Genomic DNA, 19,473 nt, shown 5'->3' with positions numbered 1-19,473 from the left:
CCCGGTTAGTCCAGATGGACTATATCATCGTGACCATCCGATGACATCTCCGCGGCCTCCCGACTTCTGCGTGAGACCCATGCGCAGAACATGGGTCTCGCACCGGGACAGGGACGTCATCTGGATCTCGACGGAACCTCGCGCAGCCCTCGAGCCCGGTGCGACAGTGCGGCGGCGCGGCAGCGGGCAGCGCTTCCCCTCAGCGCAGCGCAGTCTCGCGCTGCGCGTCGGTCAGCGGCCGGTCGGCGTAGATCAGCCGCATCACCGCGGGGTCGGGGTTCCCGGCATCCGGCGCTCGATGCACGAGCGAGAGGCCGACCTTCTCGGCGACCGCGGCAGACGCCGTGTTGTGCTCGACGAGGAACGCGATGATCGGCGTCTCGGGGCGCAGGTTGCGCGCGGCGGCGATGCCCGCGCGCGAGACCTCGGTGGCGTAGCCGCGGCGGTGGTGATCCGCCGAGATGCGGTACCCGAGGTTCCAGACGTCCGCATCAGAGGATGCTCCGGCGAGCAGTGTGCATCCGCCGGTGCCGATCACCTCGCCGGTCTCGCGCAGCCGCACGATCCATGACGCGAGCTCCACTTCATCCCACCGCTCCTGCCAGCGCGTCAGCATGTGCGCGGTCGTCGAGCGCTCGACGTGCCGCAGGCTCGGGAAGTGCTCCCAGACCCGCGGGTCGGAGAAGATCTCATGGACCGGATCGATGTCGGCATCGGTCGGGCGTCGCAGGATCAGTCGGTCGGTGAGTCTCTCGTCAGGCATCGGCTCCGACATTACGCGCGGCCTCCGACACCGGGGATGCGAAGATGTACGCGTGAGCGAAGCACTGAGCATCCCCGGCTGGCGGCACCTCTACTCGGGCAAGGTCCGCGACCTGTACGCCTCGGAGGACCCGGGCGACACGCGCCGGCTGATCGTGGCATCCGACCGGGTCAGTGCCTTCGACTTCGTGCTCTCCCCCGGAATCCCGCAGAAGGGCGCACTGCTCACCACGCTGAGCGACTGGTGGTTCGAGCAGCTGGACTTCCCGAATCACCTCGTCGAGGGCGACGTGCCCGAAGCGGTCGCCGGGCGCGCGATGCTCGCGCAGTCGCTGGAGATGCTGCCGATCGAGTGCGTCGTGCGCGGCTACCTCACCGGCTCCGGCTGGGCCGAGTACACCGAGCAGGGCACCGTCTGCGGCATCCCGCTGCCCGCCGGCCTGCAGGACGGCGACCGCCTGCCCGAGCCGCTGTTCACCCCCGCCTACAAGGCCCCGATGGGCGAGCACGACGAGAACATCTCCTTCGAGCGCGCCGCTGAGATCGTCGGGCAGGAGCGCGCGGAGCAGCTGCGCGACGTGTCGCTCGAGATCTATCGCCGTGCGGCGGAGATCGCCGAGGCGAAGGGCCTCATCCTGGCGGACACGAAGTTCGAGTTCGGAACGGATGCCGACGGCACCCTGCGCCTGGCGGATGAGGTGCTCACCAGCGACTCGTCGCGGTACTGGGATGCCGAGGCGTGGCGCACCGGCACGACGCCGGCCGAGCGGATGGCGAGTTTCGACAAGCAGATCGTGCGCAACTGGCTCGCCGCCAACTGGGACAAGCAGGGCGAGCCGCCGGCGCTGCCGCAGGACATCGTCGAGCAGACCGCCGCGCGTTACCGTGAGCTGATCGAGCGCCTCACGGCCTGAGCCGCCGCTCGCGGCCCTTCGACAAGCTCGGGGACCCGGCTCTTCTGGCGATAGTGTTTCCCCAGCCTCCGTCCCTACCCCCGAGGAGCCCGCATGTCGCTGTGGAAGATCCACGGCAACGGCCGCACTGTCGCGCCCGACGCCGTCGTCCGTCCTGATGAGCGCCTGAACTGGCCCGCCACGATCGCGATCGGCGTGCAGCACGTCGTCGCGATGTTCGGCGCCACGTTCCTGGTGCCGATCCTCACCGGTTTCCCGGTGCCGACGACGCTGCTGTTCAGCGGTGTCGGAACGATCCTGTTCCTGCTGGTCACCCGCAACAAGCTGCCCAGCTACCTGGGCTCGTCGTTCGCGTTCATCGCGCCGGTCACCGCCGCGACCGCGGTCGGCGGCACGGGTTCGGCACTCGCCGGCATCGTCGCGGTCGGCGTGCTGCTGGCGATCATCGGTGTCGTCGTCCACACGGCGGGCGTCGCCTGGGTCGACCGGTTCCTGCCGCCGGTACTCGCCGGCACGATCGTCGCGCTGATCGGGTTCAATCTGGCCGGCGCCGCGCACAACAACTTCGCCGCCGCCCCGGTCACCGCCACCGTCACGCTCGGACTGACCATCCTGTTCGCGGTGGTGTTCCGCGGGTTCCTCGGCCGCATCTCGATCTTCCTCGGCGTGATCGCCGGCTACATCTTCGCCGGCATCCGCGGCGAGCTCGACTTCGAGGCGGTCGAGAAGGCCGACTGGGTGGGCCTGCCCACCTTCCAGTTCCCCGACTTCGTCGAGCCGAACACCTGGTCGGCGATGGCGATGTTCCTGCCGGTCGTGCTCGTGCTCATCGCCGAGAACGTCGGCCACGTGCGCGGCGTCGCGACCATGGTGAACGACCCGAAGATCAACGAGAACACCGGCAAGGCACTGATCGCCGACGGCATCTCGACCACGCTCGCCGGCTTCTTCGGCGGTTCGGGCACCACGACCTACGGCGAGAACATCGGCGTCATGGCCTCCACCCGGGTGTACTCCACCGCCGCATACTGGGTGGCCGGCATCACCGCCATCCTGCTGAGCATGTCGCCGAAGTTCGGCGCCGTCATCAACTCGGTGCCCGCCGGCGTGCTCGGCGGTGTGACCACCGCGCTGTACGGGCTGATCGGCGTGATCGGCGTGAAGATCTGGGTCGACAACAAGGTCGACTTCGCCCGCCCGGTGAACCAGTACACCGCCGCGGTCGCGCTGATCGTCGCAGTCGGCGGCTTCGCGATCAAGGGCGAGAACGGCTTCGAGCTGGGCGGCATCGTGATCGCCACGGTCGCCGCGATCGTCATCTACCACGGCGGCAACGCGATCGCCCGGCTGCGCAAGACGGGCGCCGACGACCCGAAGCCGCTGGCCGCGGTCGGTCCGATCGGCGGCGACCCGGAGGAGTGACCGGCTGACGGGCGCCCTTCGTCTCGCTCGTTCTCGCTCGCTCAGGACCCGGTGCGGATTCCGGTCCCTGAGCGAGCGGGGCACCCGCCCGGAAACTCCGAAACTGAAGCCGGCTACGCGTCGATAGCGCGCAGCGCGATCCCTGGTGCATCGGATGCCACGAAGGGCAGCTGCTCCGCGGGGTCGCCGAGCCCGTACATCCGGTGCAGCCAGCGGCGCGCGGCCTGCAGCGGGTAGGTCCGCCCGTACACGGCGCGCTTGACGATCACGCCCTCCATCACGCTGCGCAGCATGACCTCCTCAAGCGCCGGATCGGAGGCTCCGCGTTCGCGGAACAGGTCCTGCATGAGCCCGCCGGCGGCGAGCACCGCCTCGAGGTTGCGCTGCTCCGACTCCGCGTAGATGCGATGCGTGGTGGGCAGGATCGAGAGGCCCAGTGTGATCCGCTGCTGCGGCATGCTCTGGTCTGCGCCGATCAATGACATGTCGATGACCATGCGCAGCCGGTCGTCTGCGCTCTCGTCGCCGAACGCCATCGCCGTCATCTTCTCGAAGTAGGCGTCGAGCACGGCACCGACGAGCTGCTCCTTACCTCCGAAGTAATAGTTCACGAGCCCTTGCGCGACGCCGGCGTGACGCGCGATCTCGGCCAGGCTCGCCTCGTGGTAGCCCTTGTCGCCGAACACCTCGAAGGCCGCCTGCAGGATGGCGGTCTGCGAGCGCTCACGCGCATCGCGGTTCTGCTCTGCGGAACGTGGCATCCTCGGACTCCTTCCCGATGCTCGATCGCGGCTCCTCAATGTTCCCCGATGATGCTATCGTGTTGATTGATTGGACCCTCAATCAACAAATCAATGGGCGGCGATGGGGATCGCCGTCCGATCGTTCCGACGCCACCCGGCACCCGACGGGATCGTGCTCCGAGGAACGGTGAAGCTCTCCGCGGCCGTTTCGGCGTACGTCCGCGAGGAGTGGCTGCGAGGCATGGGGGCCCTGCCCGCAGCACCGGGAGGAGGGCGGGATGGGGAGTCCCGTTCCCTCCTCCCGAACACCACCGCTCATGCAGCCTGCGGCTCCGACAGCACGACGAGGCGCCTGCCGAATGTCTCAGGATCGTCGATGATGCGCAGCATCACCGCCGCGACATCCGCTCTCTCGGTGCGCGGCCAGCCGGGCATCGCCCGCCGGGATGCGGCGTCGACCACCAGCGGATCGGCCGTGGCCGCACCGTCTCCGAGCAGTCCCGGGTGGATCGTCGTCCACTCCAGGCCGCTGCCGACGAGCAGGCTCTCACCCGCGACATGATCGCGGAACGGGGCGATGAGCGCCGTCCTGACGACGAGTCGATACGGGAATCGAACGGCGGCGAGCGTCTCCCCCACGCCGAGCGCGGAGAGCACGATGACCCGTGCGACGCCGGCCACCTGGCACGCATCGATCACGGTCGGAATCGCGGTCCACATGACCGGTGCCGTCGGCCGGGTGACCGTCGTGCCGAGTGTCACGACCACCGCGTCGCAGCCGATCAGCGCCGCGGCCATCGTGTCGACGTCGTCAACTTCCCCGCCGACAGGGCGCACACCATCTGCACGGATGACCGCCTCCGGCCGGCGCACGTAGGCGACGACCTCGTGGCCCGCGGCGACCGCTGCCGAGATCACGGCACGCCCGGTACGCCCGGTTGCGCCCAGCACGGCGATCCGCATGTCCGCTCCTCCTCCTCGCAGTCGGCCGTCACGCGATCGTCGCGAGCAGTCCGTCCGGCGCCAGCACCGAGCCGACCTCCGCGCGCTGCGCGATGGTCCCGTCGCGATGCGCGATCACCTGGGTCTCCATCTTCATGGCGTCCAGCACGGCGACCACGTCGCCCTCTGCGACATCCGCGCCGTCGTCCACCAGCCAGCGCACGAGCGTGCCCGGCGACGGAGCCCGCAGCTCGGCGGGATCCGCTGCCGCCTGCTGCGGAGCGGATGCCGCCGTGCCGGAGAATCCGAACAGCAGTGCCGTCGGCAGACCGAGCATCACGCGGCGGCCGTCGATCTCGACGGGGAAGCGCGCCAGCCCGGCATCCTCCACCGGCGCGGGCCGCAGCTGCGGGTCGAGGCGCGGCAGCAGCACCTGCTCGATCCACTGCGTGTGCACCGCGAAGCCGTCGGTGGAGAACTCGGCAGCATCCACGGCGAGGCGATCGAATCCGACCACCGTCGCCGGGCCCTCGACGTGCAGCTCGCGCAGCGCGCGGCGCGCGCGGACGAGCGCCGCTTCGCGGGAGTCCGCGTACACGATGAGCTTGGCGATCATCGAGTCGAATGCGGGCTGCACCGTGTCGCCGGCCTCGACGCCGGAGTCCCAGCGCACGCCGGGACCGCCGGGGATGCGCAGCACATCGATGCGAGCGGGGCTCGGCAGGAACCCGCGCCCCGGGTCCTCCGCGTTGATGCGGAATTCGAAGGCGTGCCCCAGCGGCCGAGGGGTCTCCCTGAGCGAGGGCCCGTCGCCGAACGCGATGCGGAACTGCTCGCGCACCAGATCGACGCCGGTGACCTCCTCGGTCACGGGGTGCTCGACCTGCAGGCGCGTGTTCACCTCGAGGAACGAGATGGTGCCGTCGGCCGCGAGCAGGAACTCGACCGTGCCGGCGCCGCGATAGCCGGCCTCGGCGCAGATCCGCCGTGCGGCTTCGTGGATGCGCTCGCGCTGCTCGTCGGTGAGGCCGGGCGCCGGTGCCTCCTCGATGAGCTTCTGGTTGCGGCGCTGCATCGAGCAGTCCCGGTCGCCGACCACGACGACGCCTCCGCGACCGTCTCCGAGCACCTGCACCTCGACGTGCCGTGGCGATTCGAGGAACCGCTCCACGAAGCACTCCCCGCGACCGAAGGCGGCGATCGCCTCGCGGGTGGCTGCGTCGAAGGCGTCCGCGACCTCGTCCAGCTCGCGGACCACCTTGAGGCCGCGTCCGCCACCGCCGAACGCCGCCTTGATCGCGATCGGCAGGCCATGCTCCTCGGCGAAGGCGACCGCCTCGGCGGGCCCTTCAAGCGGGTGGTCGGTTCCTGCGGCGAGCGGGGCGCCGACTTTCTGCGCGATGCGGCGTGCGGTCATCTTGTCGCCGAGCGCATCGATGCTATCCGGCGACGGTCCGATCCAGACCAGACCCGCGCCCTCGACGGCGCGCGCGAACGCCGCGCTCTCCGACAGGAAGCCGTAGCCGGGATGCACGGCGTCGGCGCCCGAGGTGCGGGCGGCGTGAAGCAGTGCGTCGATCGACAGATATGTCGACGAGGCGGTGGAGCCCCCCAGTCCCACCGCCTCGTCGGCCAGGCGCACATGCAGTGCGTCGGCGTCCTGGTCGGCGTACACGGCGATCGAGGCGTAGCCCGCCTCGGTGCATGCGCGGATGACGCGCACGGCGATCTCGCCGCGGTTCGCGATCAGGATCCTCTTCATGATGGGGTCCCTTCCCCTTCGTCGGTCTTTGAGCGCCCTTCGTCTCGTCGCTGCGCTCCTCGTTCAGGATCCGCGAGAGACGAGACGTCTTCGTCTACCCGGAACCGCACCCGCGCCCCGGGCGGCAGCTGTCCGGCGATGTCGAGATCACGGTCGACGACCGCGCCGATGATCGGATAGCCGCCGGTGAGCGGATGGTCGGGCAGGAAGAGCACCGGCTGTCCGTCCGGCGGCACCTGGATCGCCCCGGTCACGGCGCCCTCACTGGGCAGCTCGCCGTCGACGGCGCGCTCCAGCGGCGTCTCGCCGTGCAGACGGATGCCGACCCGGTCGGACCGCGGCGTGACGTCCCATTCCTGGCCGGTCAGCGCGACGATCGCTGCCTCGGTGAACCAGTCCTCCCGCGGGCCGAGCACGATGCGCAGCTCCACGGTCTCCCCCGCTGCGGGCAGCTCACGGGCGAGCGGCTCCGGATCGACCGGATGCGGGGCCGTGCGCGGATCGCCGACGGCGACGACGTCGCCGGCGGCGATCGGCGCGGGTCCGAGTCCGGCGAGGGTGTCGGATGCCGCGCTGCCGAGCGCCGGCGCGCTCAGGATGCCGCCCCGCACGGCGAGCGCATACCGCAGCCCGCGGCCGGGATGCCCGAGCCTCAGCTCGTCCCCGTCGTCGAGTGCGAACGGAGCACCGAGACGGATGCCGCGTTCCCTGCCGTCCGCGGCATGCAGCGCCATGTCGCCCGAAGCTCCGGCGATCGCGGCGACGGTGGGGACGCCGCGATAGCGCAGCGCGGCCCCTCCGACGATCTCCAGCACCGCGGCATCCGCGGCGTTGCCCACGGCGTGGTTCGCGTCGCGCATCGCCGTGCGATCGGCGACGCCGGAGGCGGAGACGCCGAGTGCGGCGTGGCCGGGTCGCCCGAGATCCTGCACGAGAAGCTGCAGTGCCGGGCGAAGGACCTCGATCGTGCCCGGAGCGGAGGGTCCTTCGTCTCGCTGTTCCGCGGATCCTGAGCGAGCGAAGCGCCCTTCGTCTCGTCGCTGCGCTCCTCGCTCAGGAGCCGGGAGAGACACGACCTCCCGCTCCGCGCGCTCGAACCGCACCAGAGTCCCGGGCGAGAACAGCGCGGGCGGATCGCGGTCGATGTCCCACATCACCGCATCCGTGCGCCCGATCAGCTGCCACCCGCCGGGGCTCTCGCGCGGGTACACGCCGGTGAAGTGCCCGGCGAGGGCGACCGAACCGGCGGGCACACGCGTGCGCGGTGAGGACCGTCGAGGCACGTCGAAGAGCGGGTCCGAGCCGACCGCGTACCCGAAGCCCGGGGCGAAGCCCGAGAAGGCGACCTGCCACTCGGCGGCGAGGTGCCGGGCGACGACCTCCTCGGCCGAGACGCCGAGCACTGCGGCGACGTCGGAGAGATCCTCGCCGTCGTACCGCACCGGGATGGTCACCTCGCCGACGTGCGGCACGTGTGCGGCATCCACCGTCGTCGACGACAGCACGGCGGCCAGCGCGTCAGCGCTCACGCGCACGGGGTCGAACCGCACCAGCACGGTGCGGGCCCCGGGGATGAGCTCGACGACGCCGGCCACCCCGGCCCACGCCAGGTTCAGCCGCATCGCCTCGTCGAGGTCGGCGGCCTCGACGAGCAGTGCTCGGTCGGAGGCGGTGAGGATGCGCATCAGACCACGTACTCCGCGTCGGGGATGTCGGTGACGAACATGTAGCCCGGTGCGTGCGTCACCGCGAACGGCGGCTTCGAGGCCATGATCGCCGCCTGCGGGGTGACGCCGCAGGCCCAGAACACGGGGATCTCGCCGTCGCGCACCTCGGGGGCGTCGCCGAAGTCGGGCCGGGACAGGTCGCTGATGCCGAGCGACGCCGGGTCGCCGATGTGCACCGGCGCACCGTGCACGGCCGGGGTGCGCCCCGAGATCTGCACGGCGTCGGCGACACGGGAAGCAGGGATCGGCCGCATCGACACGACCATCTCGCCGCGCAGGCGCCCGGCCGGTTCGCAGTCGATCGAGGTGCGGTACATCGGCACGTTGCGGCCCAGCTCCTGGTGCCGGATCGGGATGCCGGCCTCGGCGAGCCCGGTCTCGAACGTGAAGCTGCATCCGATCAGGAAGGCGACGAGGTCGGGATGCTCGTCCCAGGCGGCCGTCGCGTCCGAGACCTCTTCGGCCAGTTCGCCGTCACGCCAGATGCGGTATCGCCCGATGTCGGTGCGGATGTCGCTGCCGGGCGCGAGACGCGACTCCACCGCGCCCTGCTCGATCACCTCGAGCACCGGACACGGCTTCGGGTTGCGCTGCGCGTAGAGCAGCGTCTCGAACGCCCAGTCGGCGGGCACGGCGATGAGATTCGCCTGCGTGAGGCCCGCGGCGACCCCGCTGGTCGGCTCGGCGAGCCCCTCGCGGTAGGCGCCGCGGGCGGCGCGCGCCGCTTCGAGCTGGGCGGGAGTGGCGACGACGGTCACGTCAGGCTCCGGCGAACGGCGCGATCGTCACGCCGGACGCCTCCAGCAGGCGACGGGTCTCGGCCGCCATGGCGATCGACCCCTCACTGTCGCCGTGCACGCAGATCGACTGCGCCTCGACGTGCACGTCAGTGCCGTCGATCGCGCGGATGACGCCGGACTCGGCGAGGCGCAGCATCCGCTCGGCGACGGCGCTCGCGTCGTGCAGCACCGAGCCCTCCTCGGTGCGCGAGACCAGCTGCCCGTCGGGCAGGTAGGCGCGGTCGGCGAACGCCTCGGCCGCGACCGCGAGGCCGGCGCGCTCGGCGACCTCGAGCACGACACCGCCGGCGAGGCCGAGCAGGACCAGGCTCGGGTCGACCGCGCGGATCGCCGCCACGACATCCTTCGCCTGCCGCTCGTCACGGGCGATCGTGTTGTACAGCGCGCCGTGCGGCTTGACGTAGGCGACCGTGCCGCCGACCGCCTTCGTCAGGCCGGCGAGGGCACCGAGCTGGTACTCCACATGAGCCTGCAGGGTGGCCGAGTCGATGACGACCTTCGTGCGGCCGAAGTTCTCGTAGTCGCGGTACCCGGGGTGCGCGCCGATCGTGACGCCGTGCGCGACGGCCGCGGCGAGCGTGCGCCGGATGCCCTCCGGGTTGCCGGCATGGAATCCGCACGACACGTTCGCGCTGGTGACGATCGCCAGCATGCTCTCGTCATCCGACACGATGCGATCGGGCACGTTCTCGCCCAGGTCCGAGTTCAGGTCGATGGATGCCATGTTCCTATGCTCCTATCCCGAGGAAGGCGAAGATCGGGCCGATCGACACGGCGCCCATGTACCAGGTGAGGGCGGTGACCAGGGTGCCGGCGATGAGCAGCCAGCGCGGGTACCGCTTCACGCCGAGCAGGTCGGCGCGGAACCACCCGATGTACATGAACACCGTGAGGCCGATCGGCAGGATCAGTCCGTTGAAGCCTCCCACGAACACGAGGATCGCGGCCGGCGCGGTGCCGATCGAGAGGTACACGATCAGCGAGACGACGATGAACACGACGGTCGCCCACTGCAGCGACCAGCCACCGAGGAATCGCTTGTGGAAGGTGGAGAGGAACGTCGCCGAGGTGTAGGCGGCGCCGATCACCGAGCTGATCGCGGCGGCCCAGAAGATCGCGCCGAAGATGCGCATGCCCGCGTCGCCGAGCACCGCGCCGAAGGCCTGCCCGGCGGGGTTCGCGGCCTGGGTGGTCAGGTCAAGGGTGACGCCGGATGCCACGACGCCGAGGATCGCGAGGAACAGCACGTACCGCATGATGCCGGTGACGAAGATGCCGTTCGAGGCGGCCCGCATGACGGGGCCGGCGTGCTCGGGACCGGTGTTGCCGGAGTCGAGGTAGCGGTGCGCGCCGGAGTAGGTGATGTAGCCGCCGACGGTGCCGCCGACGATCGTGGTGATCGTCGCGAAGTTGATGGTGTCAGGGAGGAAGGTCTGGCGCAGCGCGTCGCCGACCGGCGGCTGCGAGATGAACGCGACGATGACGGTCATCACGATCATGCCGACGCCGAGGATGACGAGCACGATGTCCATCACCTTGCCTGCCTTCTTGATCAGGAAGATCGCGATGGCGATGCCCGCGGTGACCAGGCCGCCGAGCTTCGGGTCGATCCCGAGCAGGGCGTTCAGCCCGAGCCCGCCGCCGGCGATGTTCCCGATGTTGAAGGCCAGGCCGCCGATGATCACCAGCACGGCGATCACGTGACCGGAGAACGGGATGGCGCTGTTCGCGAGTTCGCCGGCGCGCTTGCCGGACGAGGTGATCATGCGCCACACGTTCAGCTGCACGGCGATGTCGATGATCACCGAGATGAGGATCGCGAAGGCGAAGGAGGCGCCCAGGGTCGCCGTGAAGGTGGCGGTCTGGGTGATGAATCCGGGGCCGATGGCGCTGGTGGCCATCAGGAAGATCGCTCCGATGACGGCGCTGCGGCCGACGCGCTTCTTGGTCGCGGCCAGGCGTGCAGCGTCTTCGGTGCTCGCGGGAGTGCGTGGGGAGTCGGACATGGGGATCCCATCGTCTTTGGTGGGCGGGTAGGGGTTCTCCCGATTGTAGGGCAATGGAAGAATGATTGTTGAACAATATTTCTCATCGCCCGGCGCATACCCTGGAGCCATGACCAACGCGGCTCCGCTCGCCGACGTACTGCGGCAGAGCATCATCGACGGTGACTTCGCGCCCGGCTCCCGGCTCTCCGAGGCTGCGCTCGCCGAACGCCTCGATGTGTCGCGGAACACGCTGCGCGAGGCCTTCCGGGTGCTCGCCGAGCAGGGCCTGATCGAGCACGTGCCCCACCGCGGTGTCTCCGTGGCGTCCCCCTCGATGGCCGACGTGGTCGACATCTACCGAGCCCGCCGTGTGATCGAGTGCGCCGCGCTGCGACAGGCCGAGCCCGAGCATCCGGCCGTCGATCTCATGCGTGCGGCCGTCGACGAAGCCGAGACGCATCTGAGCGGCACCGACTGGCGCCTGATCGGCAGCGCGAACATGGCGTTCCACGACGCGATCGTCGCCCTGGCGGACAGCCCCCGCCTGGCCCGCACCTACCGCGATGTGGCCGCAGAACTGCGTCTGGCGTTCCTCGAGATCGATGATCCCCGCGCCCTGCACGAGCCCTTCGTGCGGAAGAACCGGGCGGTGCTCGACGCGTTCCTGCAGCGTGGACCGGATGCCGCGGCCGACGAGCTGGAGAAGTATCTGATCCGCTCCGAGCGCACCGTGCTGGGCGCATTCGCCCGCATGGGCCGCAGCTGAACGGCGACGTGCCGCGCTAAGCCGGAGAGACCCGCTCGCCGGCTGTCGCCATCCCGTACTCGAGTGCCGTCGCCCCCTCCCCGAGATCGAGGTCGACGACGGCGACCGCTTGACCGGTCGCGAGCGAACGGTTGCCGGCGAGCCCGACCGCCATCGACCTGACACCGTCGAGCCAGGATGCCACTCGGCCGACCGGATCAGCGCCGCCCGCGAACAGATCGCGGAGCAGCTGTGCATCGCCGCCACCATGGGCGCCTTCGCCATGGGGGATGGGGATCCGCACCGCCGGTCCGAAATGGCGCTGGACGACGAGCCCCTCGTGCGTCGGCCTCCCGCTCTCCGCTCCCGTCTCCTCCGGCGTCGCACTCGGATCGACCACCGGCTGCGAGCCGTCCGGCATGAGGATGGCACCTCGTTCGACCACGGTGAGCTCGGCGCGCCCCGCAGTGCCGTTGATCGCGACGACGTACCCCTCCCACGGGGAGTGCGCATTGAGGGAATAGGTCATGGACGCTCCGCGGGCGTAGTCGACGACGAGCGAGAGGTTGTCCTCGATCGTGATCCCCTCGTCGAAGGGATCACGATCCCGGATGTACCCGTCGAAGCGTTCCTGGTCGTAGTACAGGGCGCGCTGCATCGGATCCTGCCGCAGGTCGAAGCTGAACGCGTCCCGCAGTGCGGAATCCTCCGATCCGCGCTCCGGCCGTGGCCCCAGCCCCCGCCGCCGCGCATTCTCGGCGCCGTAGAAGCGCAGGCCTCCGCTCGCGAACACCCGGACCGGCGCGTCTGCGATCCACCAGTTCACCAGGTCGAAGTGGTGCGACGACTTGTGGATCAGCAGTCCCCCGGAGTTGCGCTTATCGCGATGCCAGCGCCGGAAGTAGTCCGCGCCATGGACGGTGTCGAGGACCCATTCGAAATGCACCGAGGTGACCTCGCCGATGTCGCCCCGCGCGATCACCTCGCGCAACGCCGTGTTACGCGGCGAGTACCGGTAGTTGAAGGCGACGATCACGCGCCGGCCGGTGCGCGTCGCCGCGGCAGCGATCATGCGCGCGCCGTTCTCGTCGACGGTGAGCGGCTTCTCCACAATCACGTCAGCGCCGGCGTCGAGAGCGGTCGCCACATACGCCGCGTGCGTGCTGTCCGGAGTCGTGATGATCACCCGGTCGAGCCGGTGACGACGCACCGCGTCCGCCAGCTCGGCCGGATCGAAGCGAGCAGGCGCCTCGTGGCCCGTCTGTCGCAGGTGCTCCTCGAACCAGTCCAGCCGTCCGGGGTTGCGATCCGACCAGGCGACGAGCTCGCCGTCATCGGCGTGCGACCCGGCCAGGGCTTCGATGTACATCTGCGACCGCCATCCGGTGCCGAGGATGGCGTAGCGCATGCGTGCGGACAAAGGACTCTCTTCTCTCTGAACTCGTCATCGCCCGGCGGATGCCGCGCGTCTCAGCCCTTGAGGGCGCCGGCCTGCCCGGCGCCCTCGAGGAACTGCTTCTTGAACAGCAGGAACAGCACCATCGGGATGATCACCGAGATGAACATCGCCGCGAGCAGCAACGCGGTGTCGGCACTCCCGCTCAGCGTGTAGAGCGCCACGGATATGGGCTGGCTCGCCGTCTCCCGCAGCACCAGCAGCGGCCAGAGGAACTCCTTCCACGCGGCGATGATGCTCAGCAGCGACACGACGCCGATCACCGGCTTCGACATCGGCAGGACGATCCGCCAGAACACGGTGAGCGGCCCGGCGCCGTCGATCCGGGCGGCCTCGAAGACGTCCCGCGGCAGCGAGTCGAAGAACCGGGTGACGACCAGGACGTTGAACGCATTCGCTGCGGCCGGCAGCCACACGGCCCAGAAGGTGTTCATCAGGTTCACGCCGATGAGCGGCACGTCGAGGATCGTGACGTACAGCGAGATCAGCGAGATGACCCCGGGGATGAACAGTGTGGCGAGAACGGCGGCGTTGAGGACCTTGGCGTAGCGCGGTCGCAGGATCGACAGCACGTAGCCGCCGGTGAGCGCCACGAGCAGGCCGAAGAACCAGGAGCCCAGCGCGACCCACACCGTGTTCAGCAGATACCGCCCGACATGCAGATCGTTCCACGCGTCCGACAGGTTGTGCCATTGCACGCCGCTGGGCCACCAACCGAACGGGTCGCGCAGGATGTCCTGGGACGTCGACAGCGCCGACTTGGCCAGCCAGAGCACAGGACCGAGCGCGGCGATGCACAGCAGGCCGAGCACGAGCACGCACAGCAGCAGGTACGCCACCCGTGTCGCGGGGCGTCTGCGGTCGAAGGCGGAGAGCACACCCCGCTCCTCGTTCTCGGCGCGATCGAGCGTTCTGCGCCTGGCCCTGCGGCGTCGAAGCGACTCGGGCTTCGTCGGCGCGGAGAGCACCTGGACCGCCGTGGGCGCGTCCTCTGCGAGGGGGATCCCGGTCATCACTTGCTCCACTTCCTCGTCGCCCACAGATACGCGGCGGAGACGATCGACAGCACCACGGCCAGCAGCACGCTCAGCGCCGTCGCCTTGCCGTAGTCGCCCACCACGAACGCGTAGTTGTAGATGAGCATGAGGATCGTCAGGGTGCTGTTGTTCGGGCCGCCTCCGGTCATCACGAAGGGCTCGGTGAAGATCTGGAAGACCCCGATGATCTGCAGCAGAAGCATCAGCAGCATGATGCCGCGCACCTGAGGCAGGGTGATGTGCCAGACCTTGCGCACGACGCCGGCGCCGTCGCATTCAGCCGCCTCGTACAGCTCGGCAGGAACCGAGCGCAGAGCCGCCAGGTAGATGATCGTCGTCGTGCCGAATCCGGCCCACGTCGCCTGGACGATGATGCTCGGCAGAGCGAGGACGGGGCTCTGCAACCAGGGCAGCGGCCCCAGACCGACCCACCCGAGAATCGTGTTGAAGACGCCGTCGGGCGACGGGTCGTACATGAGGGACCACAGCAGGACGGCGACAACGGGCGGGACGATCACCGGCAGATACGCGAGCCCGCTCGCGGTGCCGCGCATGCCGCGCAGCTCATTGATGAAGACCGCGAGCAGCACAGGCAGAGGGAATCCGATGAGCACCGAGATCAGGGTGAACATCACCGTGTTCCCGACCGCGGTGCCCAGAAGCGGGTCCGCGAGCACGCGCGAGAAGTTCTCCCAGCCGACCCAGGTCGGCGCAGTGATGAGGTTGGTCTTCTGCACACTCAGGACGAGGCTCTTGATGATCGGCCACCAGCTGAAGTAGGTGAAGATCACGATCATCGGCAGAGCGAGCAGCAGAGTCGACGGGCCGCCGGCGAGACGCCAGCGCCGCAGCGCTCCGACACGGGCCCTCCGCGCGTCCGGATATCTCTCGGCTGTCATCGATCCTCCTCGTCGAGTCACGTCGGCGACACCGACAGGACATGCGCTTGCTCTCGACATCCTGCGGCATGTGATTCCGTCTTGTCAATTCGAAACGCCTGCCTTGCGCTGCTGTCGGAACGACTATGTGGAGCAAGCGCATGTCTATGATGGTGAACAGCCTTGATACACTCAGTCAGGCCGACACGAACGGAGAACACGGGTGTCCCCACCAGCGGTAACCCTGCGCGACATCGCAGCGGTCGTCGGAGTATCGGAATCGACCGTCTCACGCGTGCTTCGCGGCGAGGGGAAGGTCTCCGCCCAGACCAGGGCGAAGATCCTCGAGACGGCCGATCGGCTCGACTTCCGCCCCAACGCGCTCGCACAATCGCTCGCTCGCGGTCAGAGCCAGATCATCGGGATCATCGTCGAGGACGTGAGCGAGATCTTCAGCTCCATCGTGCTCCGTGGGGCCGAGAGCGTGTTCGCCGGATCCGACCTCGCCACGCTGGTCTACGACGCGCAGTCCAGCCCCGACAAGCGCGGTGAATTCATCCGCAAGCTGCAGGCGCGACACGTCGACGGAGTCCTCGTGATCAGTCGTGGACCGGCCGACCCCTACCCCTCGATCTCCGATCGGTTCCGCGTTCCCGTCGTCTACGCGTTCGGACGCTCCACCGATGCGTCCGACCTCTCGTTCACGCCCGACGACGTGGCCGTGGGACGGCTCGCCGGACAGCACCTGATCGACTCCGGCCGCACGCGGATCGCGCACATCACGGCAACCGAGTACGGCGCGCAGCGGCGCACCGAGGGACTCATCGAGGCCCTCACCGAAGCCGGCCTGGAGATCGCAGGCGGGGCTCCGATGACGGGCGGCTGGAACGCCCGCTGGGGCGCGGCGGCGACGGCGGAACTGCTCGAGCGGGGCGTGGAGTTCGATGCGATCTTCTGCGGCAACGACGTGATCGCCCTGGGCGCCTTCGCCCGGCTGCACGCCGCGGGTCGGCGCGTGCCCGAGGACGTCGCGATCGTGGGCCATGATCACTTCTCGCGGGAGCGGGCGACCGAGGAGTCGCGACTGCTCACCACGATCGATCCCAATCGCGCCGAGATCGGCGCGCGCGCCGCCGCGGCACTCGTGGACGCCCTCAAGGGGGCCGAGACACCGACCGGACTCCAGACCGTCGAGGCGTCGCTCGTGCCCGGAATGTCGACGGCGTCGGATCCGGACGAATTCGACCGGGCGACATACGAGCTGCTCGAACTGCTGCTCTGAGATCCATCGCCGAACGGGAAGGGGCGGGCACCGGCGCAGGCGCCCGCCCCTTCCCGCTCTCATCGGCAGCTCACTGAGCCGCGTCGATCGCCGACTGAGCAGTCGCGGATGCGTTCGTCAGCGCAGCCCCGATGTCGGTGCCCTTCTCAGTGAGCACCTGCTGGACGACCGCGTCGATCGCGCCGTAGATGCTCTGCGCTCCGACAGCCGGCTCCGTCACGATCGGCAGCGTGTTCAAGCTGTCGAGGTACTGGGTGAAGTGCTCGCGCGGCACATTGAGGTAGGGCTCGATCCAGCCGAGGTACTCCTCATACCGCTTCTCGTCGAAGAGCGGCACCTCTGGGACGCCGACCGGCAGGTCATCGGCCTGGTTGGCCTTCGCATAGGCGACGGCGGCGTCCTCGTCGACGTACCGGTTGAGGTAGAGGAACTTGTTCCACTCGATCGCCGCAGCCGTCTCGTTGTCGGTCGCCTTCGGGTTGACGATCGCGATGCTCCCGCCACCGAGCGCGCCGAGCCCGTCCTCCTCCTGGGGGATCGGAGCGATCCCGACATCATCAGGATCCATACCGCGGGACACGACGAGCGTGTTGTACTGGTCGGCTCCGATGACGGTCTGGCCGATGCCGCCGGCGCCGAGTCCGTCGAGGACGTCGGCGTACTTCAGCAGGAACGTCGCTCCCGCCGCATCATCGTCCCACCGCAGCCCCTGCAGGAAGGTGAGGGCCTGCTCGGTGCCCTCGTTGTCGGCCGTCACCGTCACCTCGTCACCCTTGACGTCCTCCATCGTGCCGCCGAACGCGTAGGTGAGTGCGGTGGTGACCCAGCCGCCGCCGTTGTTCGTGGTCGGGATGATGAATCCGGTCTTGCCGGTGGACTTGCTGATCGCGATGGCGTTCTCACGCACCTCGTCCCAGGTGGTCGGAGGGGCGTCCGGATCGAGCCCTGCCTGCGCGTACAGATCCCGGTTGTAGACGAGACCCATCGTGTACGCATTGGTCGCGATGCCGTAGGTGTTCCCCTCCTCGTCCTGCGCAGGCTCGGTGAGCACCGGATTCTGCTGCGCGAGCAGCTCATCGTCCTTGACGAAGGCGGTCAGATCCTTCACCTGCTCGTTCTGAAGCAGCTGCTGGATGTTGGTGCGAGGGACGACCAGGGTCGTGGGCAGCGTGCCACCGACGAGCAGCGCGTTGAACGTGGAGACATCGAAACGCGTCTCCTCGCCCTTCACGGTGATGTTCGGGTGCAGCTCCTCGAACTCGGCGACCCGCTTCTTGAAGGCCTCGAGGTTCGCGGCACTCGCCTCGGTCGGCATGTCGCCGACGCGGATCGTGACCTTGGCATCCGGGTCCAACGTGGGAGCGGCGTCCGGCTCGGCGCCTGCGCCCGAGCATCCGGTCGCCACGAGGCCGACGACGAGCGCCGCAGCACCGAAGCCCGCCACGCGCCTGACTCGCTGAAATGTCATCTTCACTACTTCCTTGTAGACATCGGGTCGCATCTCCGTATTGGGCATGCGCTTGTCCTAACTAGATTGGATCATTGACTCGGATACTGTCAACTGCCATTCGAAGCCTGAAAGCACTTGTTACAACTCTGTGATTCACTCGAGGCGTCGTGAGAGCAAGCGCATGCCTCAGATGACAGGCAACTCGACCGGCTCCACCCGGCCCTCGACGAACTGACCGCGCATCTGAAGCACGTACCTGACTGCTGCGGCGTCGACCTCGCGCACGTCGCCGAACCCACCGACGTGCATGAGAGCGGCCGTGACTCCGGCCGCTTCTCCCACTCCGCTGATGGAGGACATCACGCGATAGGAGGCATGCGCCTCGTACGACCCGCTGATGCAACGGGAGCTGAGCACGACGTTGAGCAGCCCGCGCGGGATGAGCGAGCGAAGGGGGATGTGGTAGTACCCGGGCGAGGGGATCCTGGTCAGCCGGCTCTTGCCGCCCTCCGGGTTGTGCACGTCGACGTCGTAGCCGCCCGCCGCGATCATGTCGTCGAAGCGACGGCAGGACAGGCAGTCCTCGCCGGTCAGTTCGTAGTCACCCACGATCCTCCGGCCCTCGCGGACGCCGAGCTTCGGAGAGATGAAGTCCAGTGTCGCGTCGGCGAATGCCGGATGCCGGGTGATCGCCGCGAACAGCTCCCTGGCCTGCTTCTCCCCCTCCTCCAGGCCCGCACGCACGGTCTCGGGCCGGGTCGGATCCACCCCGAGCACCGACGTCGAGTTGAACAGCAGCGATTTTCCGCCGGGATAGGGGAAGCACGTCACGTCCTCGCGCGGGTTGCTCGTGAGTCCCTTGTCCTTGAGCTCGCGATAGTAGGGCAGGAGCTCCCGGCGCAGCGAGAAGATCGCATCCCATGTCTCCACTCTCGGGTCGATCAGCAGCTCGGGGTCGAAGCCGGACACCTTGAACGTCGCGGTCGCGGACTGCAGGAGACCGTCCTGCTCCCGCCCGAGCCAGAAGTCGGCGCCGGCCATCTGCGCCAGGTTGCCGTCGGCCGTGGCGTCGAGATATGCGGACGCCGAGATCCAGCCTTCATGGTCGCCTTCGAGGCGCAGCGCCTCGACGCGCCCGTCGTCGATCCTGACCTCGGCGACTCTGGTGCCGGTCCAGACCGTGAGAGTCGGCTCGGCAGCGAGCAGCTGCTCGTACCGCGCACGCAGAGCCTGCTCGTCATAGGTCGGCACCATGCGCGGGTTCACTCGCAGATAGGCCTCGGGGAACAGCTCCCGATGGATGCCGTTGTTGATCGGTCGCCCGTCATCGTCACGGAAGTCGCAGATCAGCGACACGCTCGAGAAGACCCCGGTGCCTCCGACCGCGGGGGCCGCCTCCACCAGGAGCACCCTGACCCTCGATCGGGCTGCGGCGAGCGCCCCGCAGACACCTCCTACGCCCCCGCCGACCACGATCACGTCGTACTGCGTTTCCACCACGGTGCCCACTCCTTCGAGATGCAAGCGCGTTTGCTCAAGCGCTTGTCCTGGTGACACTATCAGCA

Annotated in this window: 17 protein-coding genes; 4 read left to right on the top strand and 13 right to left on the bottom strand. The window is 68.9% G+C overall.

Annotated elements, in window-relative coordinates:
• Positions 1–199: 199 nt before the first annotated feature.
• Positions 200–763 (bottom strand): GNAT family N-acetyltransferase, encoded by a 564-nt coding sequence (locus GON06_RS05525; protein WP_157311284.1) that lies wholly within the window; start codon positions 761–763, stop codon positions 200–202.
• A gap of 52 nt (positions 764–815) precedes the next feature.
• On the opposite strand from GON06_RS05525, the gene GON06_RS05520 reads away from it, so the two are divergent.
• The gene (locus tag GON06_RS05520; RefSeq protein ID WP_332837180.1) at positions 816–1,676 is read left to right on the top strand and encodes a phosphoribosylaminoimidazolesuccinocarboxamide synthase; all 861 of its coding nucleotides are present in this window, start codon (positions 816–818) and stop codon (positions 1,674–1,676) included.
• A gap of 93 nt (positions 1,677–1,769) precedes the next feature.
• Positions 1,770–3,098: a uracil-xanthine permease family protein gene (locus GON06_RS05515; RefSeq protein ID WP_157311282.1), complete on the top strand. Its 1,329-nt coding sequence runs from the start codon at positions 1,770–1,772 to the stop codon at positions 3,096–3,098.
• 113 nt (positions 3,099–3,211) lie between these two features.
• Here GON06_RS05515 and GON06_RS05510 read toward each other — a convergent pair whose 3' ends face one another.
• The 7 genes from GON06_RS05510 to GON06_RS05480 form a co-directional block, all read right to left on the bottom strand.
• Complete coding sequence (locus GON06_RS05510; RefSeq protein ID WP_157311280.1) at positions 3,212–3,859, bottom strand: TetR/AcrR family transcriptional regulator; 648 nt, start codon at positions 3,857–3,859, stop codon at positions 3,212–3,214.
• 297 nt (positions 3,860–4,156) lie between these two features.
• Positions 4,157–4,804 carry an NAD(P)-dependent oxidoreductase gene (locus GON06_RS05505; protein ID WP_157311278.1) on the bottom strand — a complete coding sequence of 216 codons (648 nt, stop codon included), beginning with the start codon at positions 4,802–4,804 and terminating at the stop codon, positions 4,157–4,159.
• 28 nt (positions 4,805–4,832) lie between these two features.
• Positions 4,833–6,545: an acetyl/propionyl/methylcrotonyl-CoA carboxylase subunit alpha gene (locus tag GON06_RS05500; RefSeq protein WP_157311276.1), complete on the bottom strand. Its 1,713-nt coding sequence runs from the start codon at positions 6,543–6,545 to the stop codon at positions 4,833–4,835.
• On the bottom strand, positions 6,542–8,230 hold the full coding sequence (locus tag GON06_RS05495) for an urea amidolyase family protein (protein ID WP_157311275.1): 1,689 nt from the start codon (positions 8,228–8,230) through the stop codon (positions 6,542–6,544). Before GON06_RS05495 ends, GON06_RS05500 begins: the two co-directional genes overlap by 4 nt.
• Entirely contained in the window at positions 8,230–9,030 is an 801-nt protein-coding gene (locus tag GON06_RS05490; RefSeq protein WP_332837179.1) for a putative hydro-lyase, read from the bottom strand. The genes GON06_RS05495 and GON06_RS05490 overlap by 1 nt, the downstream gene beginning before the upstream one ends.
• A gap of 1 nt (position 9,031) precedes the next feature.
• A complete protein-coding gene (locus GON06_RS05485; RefSeq protein WP_157311274.1) occupies positions 9,032–9,796 on the bottom strand; it encodes a LamB/YcsF family protein in 765 nt (254 codons plus the stop codon).
• A 4-nt stretch (positions 9,797–9,800) separates the two neighbouring features.
• Complete coding sequence (locus GON06_RS05480; protein WP_157311273.1) at positions 9,801–11,078, bottom strand: NRAMP family divalent metal transporter; 1,278 nt, start codon at positions 11,076–11,078, stop codon at positions 9,801–9,803.
• Between the two features lie 109 nt (positions 11,079–11,187).
• Between GON06_RS05480 and GON06_RS05475 the strand changes: the two genes are divergently transcribed.
• On the top strand, positions 11,188–11,826 hold the full coding sequence (locus GON06_RS05475; protein WP_157311272.1) for a GntR family transcriptional regulator: 639 nt from the start codon (positions 11,188–11,190) through the stop codon (positions 11,824–11,826).
• Positions 11,827–11,842: 16 nt separating this feature from the next.
• Here GON06_RS05475 and GON06_RS05470 read toward each other — a convergent pair whose 3' ends face one another.
• From GON06_RS05470 to GON06_RS05460, 3 genes are all read right to left on the bottom strand, one after another.
• Positions 11,843–13,213, bottom strand: coding sequence for a Gfo/Idh/MocA family protein (locus GON06_RS05470; protein ID WP_157311384.1), 1,371 nt, complete (start codon positions 13,211–13,213; stop codon positions 11,843–11,845).
• Positions 13,214–13,275: 62 nt separating this feature from the next.
• The gene (locus GON06_RS05465; RefSeq protein ID WP_157311271.1) at positions 13,276–14,274 is read right to left on the bottom strand and encodes a carbohydrate ABC transporter permease; all 999 of its coding nucleotides are present in this window, start codon (positions 14,272–14,274) and stop codon (positions 13,276–13,278) included.
• Complete coding sequence (locus GON06_RS05460; protein ID WP_232528170.1) at positions 14,274–15,197, bottom strand: carbohydrate ABC transporter permease; 924 nt, start codon at positions 15,195–15,197, stop codon at positions 14,274–14,276. The genes GON06_RS05465 and GON06_RS05460 overlap by 1 nt, the downstream gene beginning before the upstream one ends.
• 202 nt (positions 15,198–15,399) lie before the next feature.
• Here GON06_RS05460 and GON06_RS05455 point away from each other — a divergent pair, with 202 nt between their 5' ends.
• Complete coding sequence (locus GON06_RS05455) at positions 15,400–16,458, top strand: LacI family DNA-binding transcriptional regulator (protein ID WP_157311269.1); 1,059 nt, start codon at positions 15,400–15,402, stop codon at positions 16,456–16,458.
• 70 nt (positions 16,459–16,528) lie between these two features.
• Here GON06_RS05455 and GON06_RS05450 read toward each other — a convergent pair whose 3' ends face one another.
• The gene (locus tag GON06_RS05450; protein ID WP_157311268.1) at positions 16,529–17,926 is read right to left on the bottom strand and encodes an ABC transporter substrate-binding protein; all 1,398 of its coding nucleotides are present in this window, start codon (positions 17,924–17,926) and stop codon (positions 16,529–16,531) included.
• Positions 17,927–18,094: 168 nt separating this feature from the next.
• A complete protein-coding gene (locus GON06_RS05445; RefSeq protein ID WP_157311267.1) occupies positions 18,095–19,408 on the bottom strand; it encodes an FAD-dependent oxidoreductase in 1,314 nt (437 codons plus the stop codon).
• Positions 19,409–19,473: the final 65 nt, after the last annotated feature.

The sequence above is a fragment of the Microbacterium sp. MAH-37 genome (assembly GCF_009758255.1).
In the GTDB taxonomy this organism is placed as follows: domain Bacteria; phylum Actinomycetota; class Actinomycetes; order Actinomycetales; family Microbacteriaceae; genus Microbacterium.
Note: the sequence above shows the minus strand (reverse complement) of the source record. Positions and strands in the feature narration are given on the sequence as shown.